Annotated in this window: 6 protein-coding genes; 1 reads left to right on the top strand and 5 read right to left on the bottom strand. The window is 56.9% G+C overall.

The window, feature by feature from the left end; genetic code table 11:
* Positions 1-263: hypothetical protein (locus VEG30_15905; GenBank protein ID HXZ81413.1), on the bottom strand; the 263-nt coding region annotated here is incomplete at its 3' end.
* Between the two features lie 220 nt (positions 264-483).
* On the opposite strand from VEG30_15905, the gene VEG30_15900 reads away from it, so the two are divergent.
* A complete protein-coding gene (locus VEG30_15900) occupies positions 484-2,277 on the top strand; it encodes a mechanosensitive ion channel family protein (GenBank protein HXZ81412.1) in 1,794 nt (597 codons plus the stop codon).
* Here the strand turns inward: VEG30_15900 and VEG30_15895 are convergent.
* The 4 genes from VEG30_15895 to VEG30_15880 form a co-directional block, all read right to left on the bottom strand.
* Positions 2,222-5,344 (bottom strand): multidrug efflux RND transporter permease subunit, encoded by a 3,123-nt coding sequence (locus VEG30_15895; protein ID HXZ81411.1) that lies wholly within the window; start codon positions 5,342-5,344, stop codon positions 2,222-2,224. The two genes, VEG30_15900 and VEG30_15895, sit on opposite strands and share 56 nt — an antisense overlap.
* The gene (locus VEG30_15890) at positions 5,341-8,457 is read right to left on the bottom strand and encodes a multidrug efflux RND transporter permease subunit (GenBank protein HXZ81410.1); all 3,117 of its coding nucleotides are present in this window, start codon (positions 8,455-8,457) and stop codon (positions 5,341-5,343) included. The genes VEG30_15895 and VEG30_15890 overlap by 4 nt, the downstream gene beginning before the upstream one ends.
* Positions 8,454-9,578, bottom strand: a complete 1,125-nt coding sequence (locus VEG30_15885; GenBank protein HXZ81409.1) for an MdtA/MuxA family multidrug efflux RND transporter periplasmic adaptor subunit — start codon at positions 9,576-9,578, stop codon at positions 8,454-8,456. Before VEG30_15885 ends, VEG30_15890 begins: the two co-directional genes overlap by 4 nt.
* Before the next feature lie 283 nt (positions 9,579-9,861).
* Positions 9,862-10,554, bottom strand: coding sequence for an anti-sigma factor antagonist (locus VEG30_15880; GenBank protein ID HXZ81408.1), 693 nt, complete (start codon positions 10,552-10,554; stop codon positions 9,862-9,864).
* Between the last annotated feature and the right edge of the window lie 47 nt (positions 10,555-10,601).

The raw sequence follows: 10,601 nt of genomic DNA, 5'->3' as shown, positions 1-10,601 counted from the left end.
CACGCCGGCGTACCGCGATCCTCCGCTTGTACGAACTGCGTCACCTGCGCGCGAAACTGTTCTTCAGTCAACTCGTCTTTGGACACTCCCAGAACCGCAAAATCTTTGGACAGCAGGTTGGCTTTGACCAGGTTGTAGAGCGCCGGCACTAGTTTTCGCATCGTGAGATCGCCCGCCGCTCCAAAAACCACCATGACGCAGGCTCCGGCAGGCCTGCCGAACTGCTCGATTTCTTGCTGGTTCACCGTTTCAGCGGTTGCCATGTGCCCTCATTTACATTGGCAGACGGTGGAAGGGATATTCCCTTAGAGTTGGCCATTTTAGGCGAGCATGAGTGGATTTCAAAATTTCGCATGCCTCAGATCACGCAAGTTTAAGCGGCAATTTTCCCTGCCGCTGCGTATACTTTGCTCCAAGCAAGAGCGCCGCGAGTCCCTGCCCCGGTTTTGTGGTTGTTACGGTCGAACCCCAGGAGGACTCCCCATGTCCCGTGCCTTCCATTTTATCTTCTGGATCTTAGTGCTTGTTGTGGGCAGCTCTGCCACACTGGCGGAGAAGCAAGCTTCGCCCTCCACGACAAAAAACCCGCCTGCCAAGAACCCCAAAACCAACGAGACTTCGCAACCCGCCCCCACTGTCGATGTCGCGGAATCCGGCGCCCCCGTGGAATTTGACGGACGCAAGCTGTTTACAGTCTACGCTTCGGTTGGCGGCCGGACTCCGGAAGAACGCGCTCAGGGGATCGGCGATCGAATTCTGGTTTTGGCCAGAAATCGACGAACGCCCAGCGATGCCGTGCGCATTCAGGATGGTGAAGCCTGGACAGAAATTCTGACTGGCAATGAGCCATTGATGTTTGTCACCGAGGCCGATGCTCGTGCTGCCGCGCGAACCCGCAGAGAGTTGGCGCTGGAGAATGCCGAGATCATTCGCTATTCGGTCAACAGTTATCGCGCCAGCCATACCTGGAAGAACGTACTGTTGGGTGCGCTATATTCGGTGATCGCAACTGTTGCTCTAGTGTCCCTCCTGATCTTATTAGGCAAGCTCCGCCGCCGCGTCCGGAACCAGTTTGAAGCGCTCGTCAAGAGAAGCGAGGAGCAACTGTTGTCGGGACCGTCACTGCGGGTGCCCCTGCACTACGTGGGAGCTCCCCTGCTCCTGTTGGGAGGATTGTTGCGCTGGGCAGTCATTTTGATCGTGCTGGAAACCTATGTCGTCCTAGTCTTGCGCTTCTTTCCTAATACTGCCCACGTTTCACTCACCATGACCAATTGGCTGCTGTCGCAAATTGGGGGGTTAACAACCGCCGCCGTGAATTATCTCCCCAACCTGCTGTTGGTCGCGGTCGTTTGTGTAGTGACCTACTACGTGATTCGCCTTAATCAAATGGTTTTTCGGGAGATCCAGGATCAGCGACTCGTGCTGCGCGGATTCTATCCGGATTGGGCCGAGCCTACTGCCAAGCTGGTCCGCGCCTTGATCGTCGTGCTGGCGGCTATTGTCATCTTCCCGTACCTTCCGGGCGCCAAAAGCCCTGCATTTCAAGGCATCACCCTCTTCCTGGGTGTTCTGCTATCTCTAGGATCTTCTTCCGCGGTGGCCAATGCAGTCGCGGGTACGATTCTCACCTATATGCGTTCGTTCCAGGTTGGCGATTGGGTGAAGATTGGGGAAACCACCGGGCAGGTGGAGGAGCGCACGTTGCTCGTAACTCGCGTTCGCACACCCAAAAATGAACTGATCACCGTCCCTAATGCTACCGTGATGGGCAATTCCGTCATGAATTACAGCACAAGAGCCAAAGCAGAGGGCGTAGTGTTCCATACCACCGTAACGATTGGCTATGACGCTCCCTGGCGAACCGTACACCAATTGCTTATCGATGCCGCACTAGCAACAAGCTACGTCCGGCCCTCCCCGCGCCCCTTTGTTCTACAGACAGCCCTGAATGACTTCTACGTCGCCTACCAGATCAACGCTTACACCAACACCCCCAATCGCATGCTGGACATCTATTCCGAATTGCATCAGAACATTCAGGACAAATTCAATGCAGCTGGCCTCGAGATCAACTCACCACATTACACGGCGCTGCGCGATGGAAATCAGACCACCATCCCACAGACTTATCTCTCCCGCAACTATCAGGCTCCGGAATTTCGGGTTCACCTGGATGGAGCCAGGAACAGCCGCCAGACGGAAGAGATCGCATCCGACTTCACCGTGCAGGACTTGGACCAGTTGACGCGGACGCCGGAAGAGGGTGGGCCTTAAGTCGAATGCCCTTGAGACGCAGGCGGAAGCGGTCAAGATAAAGATAGATCACTGGCGTGGTGAACAGTGTGAGTGCCTGGCTCACGATTAAGCCCCCAACGATCGTGATGCCGAGCGGCCTATGCAGCTCACCTCCAGTCCCATGCCCGACAGCCAGGGGCGTTGCTCCCAGCAAGGCGGCCATGGTTGTCATCATGATCGGCCTGAACCGCAAGATGCAGGCTTCGTAAATGGATTCTTCCGGAGATTTCCCTTCCCGCCTTTCAGTCGCAAGCGCGAAATCAATCATCATGATGGCGTTCTTTTTCACAATCCCGATCAAAAGAAGCACCCCGATCAGCGCGATGACGTTCAGTTCGTTGCGGGTCAGCAGCAAGGCCAGCAGCGCTCCCACTCCCGCCGATGGCAAGGTGGAGAGAATCGTGATCGGATGAATGTAGCTTTCATAGAGCACACCGAGGACGATATACACCGCCACCAGCGCTGCCAAAATCAGCAGTGGCTCGCTGGCAAGTGAATCCTGGAATGCCGCCGCAGTCCCTTGGAAACTCGCATGGACTGTGGCAGGCAGGCCGATGTCCCTCTGCATCCGATTAATGGCCAGTGTGGCAGTGCCCAGGGAGACATTGGGTGCAAGATTGAACGAAAACGTAACCGACGGCCACTGTCCCTGATGGTTTACCGCTAGCGGCGTATTCGAAGGAACAAACTTGGTGAACGCGGACAGGGGAACTTCGTTGCCATTCGACGAGCGGACATAAATCTTGCCGAGTGCGTCCGGGTCTTGCTGAAACTTGGGATCAACCTCCATCACTACGTGGTATTGGTTCAGCTGGCGGTACATGGTGGAAACCTGCCTCTGGCCGAACGCGTCGTAGAGGGCGTTGTCGATGGCTTGCGGAGTTACCCCCAGCCGCGAGGCCGTATCCCGGTCAATCGCTACATGTGCTTCCAGGCCGCGATTCTGCTGGTCAGTGGAGAGATCACGTAGTTCTGGAAGGGTGCGTAGCTTCGCAAACACCTGCGGCGCCCAGGTCGTCAGGTCATTCAGATTTTCTGATTGCAGCGTGTATTGGTATTGCGCGTTGCCGAAGCGACCGCCGATCATCAAGTCCTGCGAGGCTTGCAGGAACATGCTGGCGCCAGGAACGCTGCTCAGCTTGGGACGCAGGCGGTTGATCACCTGATCCGAGGTGACATGGCTGCGCTCCTTCAGGGGCTTGAGAACCACGAACATCCGGCCGGTATTGCTGATACCGCCGCCGACAAATGCCGTTACCGTGCTGACCGCGGGATCCGCCATCACGATTCTTACGTACTGCATCATCTTGCCGCGCAGGGCAGAGAAGGAAATGTCCTGCTCGGCCTGAAGTCCGCCGTTCAGCCGACCCGTGTCCTGCTGGGGGAAGAAACCCTTGGGAACAATGATATAGAGATACACGCTCAAACAAGCAGTGGCGATGGTAATCAGCAACATCAGCGGCTGGTAGCGCAGCACCCAGCGCAGAGACCGGCCATACGTGTTCAGAATCCATTTAAAGCTGGCTTCACTGGCGCGGAAGAGTCGCCCATGTTTTTCCTGGTCGAGCGGCCGCAGGAATTTGGCGCACATCATGGGCGTGGTAGTCAGCGAAACCACCAGCGACACGCCAATGGCTGCACTCAGGGTTACCGCAAATTCACGGAACAAGCGGCCCACGATTCCGCCCATCAGCAGGATGGGAATGAACACCGCCACCAGCGAGGTGCTCATGGAGAGCACGGTAAACCCGATCTCGCTCGATCCCTTGAATGCCGCCTGCACAGCCGGCATTCCCTGCTCGAGAAAGCGGTTGATATTCTCCAGGACTACGATTGCGTCATCCACGACGAAGCCCGTGGAAATCGCCAAGGCCATCAACGACAGGTTGTCGAGACTGTACCCCAACAGGTACATGATCCCGAACGTCCCCACTAACGAAAGCGGTACTGAGACGCTCGGAATCATGGTGGCGCGAAGGTTTCTTAGGAACACGAAAACTACCAGCACCACCAGAATGACTGACAGTACCAGGGTAAATTCGATATTAGCCACCGAGGCCCGTATCGTGGTTGTACGGTCGAGCACGACCGACATGTTAATCGCCGGCGAAATGGAGGCCTTTAACTGTGGCATCAGGGCATAGACCCCATCCACTGTGTCAATAATGTTGGCGCCGGGTTGGCGGAACAGGATAATCAACACCGATGGCTTTCCGTTCGACACGCCGGCATTGCGGGTGTCTTCCACAGAATCGGTAACATCGCCCACGTCGCCAAGCCGTACGTTCCCTCCCGTCTTGCTGGTGGCAACGATCAGAGTGCGGTATTGGTCGGCTCTCATCAACTGATCGTTATCAGAGATCGTCCAGGCGCTACTTTCGCCCCACACTTCCCCCTTGGGTCGATTGGCATTTGCTGCCGCGAGTGCATTACGCACCTGCTCCGTACCTACTCCCATGTTGTTCAGCAGCGAGGGATTCAGTTCCGCGCGGACTGCCGGCCGCGCTCCTCCTCCGACAACGACCTGGCCGACACCTGAAACCTGGGCCAGTTTCTGAGCGAGAATGGAATCCGCAGCGTCATAAATTCGTGGCAGAGTGATCGTGTCCGAACTCAACGCCAGGATCAGGATGGGAGCATCCGCGGGGTTCACCTTGCGATATTGCGGATTCTGCGGAAGGTTCGCCGGAAGCTGCCCGCGCGCAGCGTTGATCGCAGCCTGTACATCCCGAGCTGCGGCATCGATATTGCGGCTCAGATCGAATTGCAACGCGATGCTGGTCGACCCCAGCTGGCTTGCAGATGTCATCTGGTTGATGCCCGCGATCCGGCCGAATTGTCGCTCTAGCGGAGTAGCAACCGAGGATGCCATTGTTTCCGGGCTCGCGCCCGGCAAGCCTGCCGAAACCTGGATCACCGGAAATTCCACCTGCGGCAGAGGGGCTACGGGAAGAAAATTGAAGGCCAGCGCTCCCGATAGAAACAGCGCGATGGTGAGCAACGAGGTTCCTATCGGCCGTTTGATAAATGGAGCCGAGATGTTCATCGCTGACTCACTACCGCCGGTTCCTCGATGACATTTCCTACGCGGAATCGTGAGAATCTCTTGCCCAGCCGGTCGAACCAGAGATAAACCACTGGCGTGGTATACAGCGTAAGTAGCTGACTCAGTAGTAGACCACCCACAATCGTAATGCCCAGAGGATTGCGCAACTCAGAACCGGTTCCGCTCGTCAATGCCAGCGGCAGCCCGCCGAGCAATGCCGCCATTGTGGTCATCATGATGGGGCGGAAACGCAACAAGGATGCCTGGTAAATGGCCTCTTCCGGTGGCTTGCCCTCCTGCCGCTCCGCCTCTAAGGCAAAGTCGATCATCATGATGGCGTTCTTTTTCACAATACCGATCAACAGGATGATGCCAATCAAGGCAACTACATTGAGATCGTTGCCTGTGATCTGCAGTGCCAGAATCGCTCCCACACCTGCGGAAGGAAGCGTGGAAAGTATCGTGATGGGATGGATATAGCTTTCGTAGAGAACTCCTAACACGATATAAACCGTCACCAGCGCCGCCACGATCAGCCACGGCTCGGATGAAAGCGACTTCTGGAAGGCCGCTGCCGTCCCCTGATAGCTCGTGTGAATGCTGGCAGGGAGATTGATCTCCTGTTGTGCCTGGTCGATGGCGCGCGTTGCGGCCCCTAGGGACACCCCGGGCGCGAGGTTGAATGAGAGCGTCACCGCCGGAAACTGCCCCTGATGATTGATTGCCAGGGTTGTGTTCCTAGTTTCCATGTGAGTGAAGGCTGACAGCGGCACCTGCGTCCCAGTAGAAGAGCGAACGTAAATGTCCTTAAGCGCGTCGGGGTTTTGGCGGAACTGCGGATCCACCTCCAGCACCACGTGATACTGGTTTAGTTGAGTAAAGATCGTTGACACCTGCCGCTGTCCAAAGGCGTCGTATAAGGTGTCATCGATTGCTTGGGGAAGAATCCCCAAGCGCGCCGCGGTATCGCGGTCGATTACCAGGTCAGCCCGCAACCCACCGGTCTGCTGGTCACTGGCAACGTCGCGCAGTTCCGGAAGCATGCGTAACTTGTCGAGTAAGCGTGGCGCCCAGACGTTCAATTCAGTGGCGTCGGCGTCCTCCAGTGAATACTGGAATTGGGTGCGGCTGACGCGGTCTTCTACCGTCAGATCCTGCACCGGTTGCATGAACAGCGTGATGCCCTGCACCTGGGCCAGTTCAGGCTGCAGCCGACGAATGATCTCCGAAGCATTCGACTTGCGTTCTTTCCGCGGCTTCAGATTGATCTGAATCCGTCCGCTGTTGGGGGTGGTGTTAATGCCGTCCACGCCGATGAATGAGGACAGGCTGGCGACATCGGGATCTTTCAGGATGACCTTGGCCAAGGCTTGCTGGCGTTCTGCCAGTCCGGAAAAAGAAATCGTCTGCGGCGCTTCCGAAATACCGAGAAGTACCCCAGTATCCTGCACCGGAAAGAAGCCCTTGGGGACGACCACATAGAGAAACAATGTAAGCGCCAGAGTGCTCACTGTGACCAGCAGGGTCGCCCGCTGATGTCGAAGCACCCATTGCAAGGTCGATCCGTAGCGATGAATAACCCGGTCGTAGACGTCCTCCGACCAGGTGTAGAAACGCCCATGCTTCGCCTCGCCTTTCCCTTTCAGCAGTTTGGCGCACATCATCGGCGTCAGCGTCAGCGAGATCACCGCGGACATCAATATGGTCACTGCCAGGGTGACGGCAAATTCGCGAAATAGACGGCCAACCACGTCCCCCATAAACAGCAGTGGAATCAGCACCGCTATCAGCGAGACGGTCAGTGACACAATGGTGAAGCCAATTTGTCCCGAGCCCTTGAGAGCGGCCTCCAGAGGTGGATCGCCCTCCTCCAGGAAGCGATCGATGTTCTCAATCATCACGATGGCATCGTCCACCACAAACCCGGTAGAGATCGTTAACGCCATCAGGGTCAGGTTATTCAGGCTGTAGCCGAGCAGGTACATCACGCCGAATGTGCCGATTAGCGAGAGCGGCACCGCCACACCGGGAATCACCGTGGCGTGAAGATTCCGCAGGAACAGAAAGATCACCATCACCACCAGGGCAATGGTCAGCATCATCTCGAATTCGACGTCTTCCACGGAAGCGCGAATCGTCTCCGTGCGGTCAGTCAGCACTACCAACTTCACGGCCGATGGCAGCGCAGACTGCAGCCGCGGCAGCAGCTTCTTGATCCGATCCACCACGGCGATAATGTTGGCGCCGGGCTGGCGCTGAATATTCACGATCACCGCCGGCGTGAGATTCATCCAGGCAGCCTGCTGGATGTTCTCCGCCCCGTCCACTACCGTGGCGACGTCAGTCAGGCGAACTGGTGATCCGTTGCGGTACGCCACAATGACCGACTTGTAGCCTGCGCCGGACAGCAGTTGATCGTTAGCGCCAATCGTGTATGCTTGCCGCGGTCCGTCCAGCACTCCCTTCGCTTGATCAACGTTGGCCTGCCCCAAGGCCGTACGCAGATCCTCCAGGCTGAGGCCGTACGACGCCAGCGCCGTGGGATTCGCCTGAATACGCACGGCTGGTTTCTGACCGCCGCTGATCGATACCAGCCCCACGCCCGGCAGTTGTGAAATCTTCTGCGCTAAAGTGGTATCGGCCAAGTCCTCCACTTGCGTAAGCGGCATGGTGTCGGAAGTCAGAGCCAGCGTCAGGATGGGGGCGTCGGCAGGATTGACCTTGTTATAGATCGGCGGGTTGGGCAGGTCGCGGGGAAGGTACGTAGTCGCCGCATTGATCGCAGCCTGAACCTCCTGCTCCGCTACATCGATATTCTGCTCCAGATTGAATTGCAGAATGATCAGCGAACTGCCGAACGAACTCGTCGAGGTCATCTGGCTCAGGCCCGGTACCTGGCCAAACTGCCGCTCCAGAGGGGCCGTCACGGATGAGGCCATTACGTCCGGATCCGCGCCCGGATAGAAGGTGGCGACCTGAATGGTCGGATAATCCACTTCAGGCAACGCAGATACAGGAAGTTGCCTGTAAGCCACCAGCCCTACCAGCAGCAATCCAATCATCAACAACGATGTTGCTACTGGCCGGAGAATAAATATTCGCGACGGACTCATTGCCCTGCAGTTCCTGAGTTCTGCGCGGCGGCATTTCGATTCCCGCCACCGCTGCCTCCCGTACGCACTTCGACTCGGCTTCCTGCTTGCAGTTTGTCCTGCCCGTCAGTCACCACCACATCGCCCGGAGAAATTCCTTGCGCGATAGTCGACAGATTGGCTTGGCTAAAGGCAACGGTCACCGGCCGTACCTCTACTGTCTTGTCGGGTTTCACCGCGTATACAAAAGTTCCCTGTGGTCCGCGCTGAATGGCCGCCGCAGGAATTACAGTTGCATTCTTTTGTGTCTCCAGCAGCAGATGAGCGTTTACAAACTGGTTGGGCCACAGCGCGTTGTCTTTATTGTCAAATTGCGCCTTCAACCGGCCCGTTCCTGTGGTCTGGTCAATCTGGTTGTCAATGGTCAGGAGAGTGCCTGACGCCAGTTTTGTCTGATCGTCCCGGCTGTAAGCATCCACTTCCAGCGGCCCCTTCTTCATATGCTGAGCCACCGAAGGCAGGTTGTCCTCCGGCAAAGTAAAAATCACGGCGATGGGCTGCAGCTGTGTAATCACCAGGAGAGGATTCTGGTCGGAGCCATGAACCATGTTCCCGGGATCAATCAGCCTGAGTCCGATCCGTCCGCTGATTGGCGCCGTGATGCGGCTGTACACAATCTGCAGCTTTTGATTATCAATCTGCGCCTGGTCCGCCCGTACCGCACCTTCCAACTGATCCACCAACGCCTTTTGCGTGTCCACTTGCTGCTGCGGGATCACCCCGTCCTTGAGCAAACCCTGGTAGCGTTCTAAATTAATCTGGGCATCCTTGAGCTGCGCCTGGTCCCGAAAGAGTGTGGCCTGGGCCTGGGCCAAGGCGACCTCAAAGGGACGCGGATCGATCACTACCAGCAGATCGCCCTTGTTCACATACTGGCCTTCCTTGAACTGGACCTGCATCAGCTGCCCATCAACCCGGCTCTTCACACTTACAGTGTTAAAGGCGGTTACGGTGCCCAATCCCGAAAGGTACACTGGCATGTCGCGGAGCTGCGCCGTAGCCACACCCACGGGTACGGCTTGCGGTCCGGCGTTTGCTCTCGCGGACTTCGATTGAGCCCTGCCGCAGCCACCCAATGCCACCACTGCCGACAAGGAGCTGACTAGCAATAGGCCGCGTAGCCATATCCGCAGCCTTCCTCCATCTGTCAAGAGTCTCACTATGCAATTAAACACTTAGATTCCCTATAAGTTTGCCCCGGTTTGAGCAGTGGGATTGAACAGGCGTAGCTCTCCCTCGCCCCTAGGAGCTAGAGTAATGAGACGCGAAAAAGGCCTCTTCCGCTACTGATTTTTCGTAAGTTCTTGGTAAAGTCCCCAGGACTACGGCCGCGCAGGGTTCGGACTGGGCTAGGGATGTTATTTCTCAGCTTGCGAATTGGGCTTGCACTCGGTCGAGCAGATGGCTCGCGGCTTGGCCTGCCTCAACCGTGGAAAAGTCGCTACCCAATTCGACCGCAGGAATGCCGGCGCTGGAACTCCGGAAGGCCTCCGCTGCGCGTGGATTCGCCGCTGCCAAAAGAGCGGGATCCAGGATCACCAGGCCTGGCTTGGCCGCCTTCATTAGGATGAGTGAGTCTGCCAGGCTACAACTTGTCAGTGGGCTATATCCCGCTTGGCGCAGCACCTGCCGAAGATACGCTAGGACATCGGCTGACGGATGTACGCACAAAACCTTCTTCTCCGCTGCCTGTTGCCCTATCCCGGCGGTAGTCCCCCGATAGAAAGCGGAAATCGAATCCGATTCCGAGTCGTGGATATCGAATATGCAGTTCAGGCTGGTTAGCTTCAACGTCTTCCGTACTTCCGGAGTTACGTTGCACAGCTTCAAGTCGCCCCGAGCAGCGCGGAAGCTAGTGAGCAACCTGACCATGGCTCCCAGGCCACTGCTGTCGACAAATTGCACTTCGCCCAAGTGAAGGACAATATCCCGCTGGCCGGGAAGCAGACTCTTGACGTGATCAAGCAGGCTGCTGGCTTCGACCCCTTCCACAATTCGTCCGCTGCAAGTCACAATCGTGACCTCACCGACCCGACGATTTTTGAGCAATAGGGGCACTTGTCATCCTCGCAAGTACTGAGCTCATCAACACTGATTGGCACCGT

It is taken from the genome of Terriglobales bacterium (assembly GCA_035624455.1).
Taxonomy (GTDB): domain Bacteria; phylum Acidobacteriota; class Terriglobia; order Terriglobales; family Acidobacteriaceae; genus DASPRM01.
This window is presented reverse-complemented; position numbering and strand designations above follow the sequence as displayed.

What these genes read in the sequence shown, in the direction of transcription:
- VEG30_15890 (HXZ81410.1), bottom strand. Translation starts at nt 8,457, where the DNA reads ATGAGTCCGTCGCGAATATTTATTCTCCGGCCAGTAGCAACATCGTTG.
- VEG30_15900 (HXZ81412.1), top strand. Translation starts at nt 484, where the DNA reads ATGTCCCGTGCCTTCCATTTTATCTTCTGGATCTTAGTGCTTGTTGTG.
- VEG30_15895 (HXZ81411.1), bottom strand. Translation starts at nt 5,344, where the DNA reads ATGAACATCTCGGCTCCATTTATCAAACGGCCGATAGGAACCTCGTTG.